The organism is Pararcticibacter amylolyticus, assembly GCF_003130405.1.
GTDB classification, from domain to species: domain Bacteria; phylum Bacteroidota; class Bacteroidia; order Sphingobacteriales; family Sphingobacteriaceae; genus Arcticibacter; species Arcticibacter amylolyticus.
This window is the reverse complement of the sequence record NZ_QEAS01000128.1, coordinates 1-344: the sequence shown is the minus strand read 5'-3', so window position 1 is coordinate 344 and position 344 is coordinate 1. Positions and strand designations below refer to the sequence as shown.

Below are 344 nucleotides of genomic sequence, written 5' to 3'. Positions count from 1 at the left end.
GGCAGCGGCACAGCCGCCTTTGCCAACGGCACCGGCACAGCCGCCTCCTTCAACTGGCCCAACGCCATCCTGTGCGATAATACCGGCAACCTGTACCTCTGCGACCAGCTCAACAACATGGTAAGGAAGATCACCCCGTCAGGCGTAGTCAGCACCCTTGCAGGAACTACCGCTGCAGGTATCGTCAACGGCTCAGGCGACCAGGTACGGATGAACGGGCCCTTCGGGATCTGCCAGGACAGCCAGGGCAATATCTATGTCGGCAATAATACCGGCAATGTGATCCGCAAGATCGTCGTGACCCCGGCCTTCACCATCAGTCCCGCATTACCCGCCGGCCTGAC

At 60.5% G+C, this 344-nt stretch carries 1 protein-coding gene; it reads left to right on the top strand.

Annotated elements, in window-relative coordinates; genetic code table 11:
- Nucleotides 1-117: 117 nt before the first annotated feature.
- Nucleotides 118-344, top strand: a 227-nt coding sequence (locus tag DDR33_RS25380) for a hypothetical protein (protein WP_449406362.1), incomplete at its 3' end; no start/stop codon positions are given.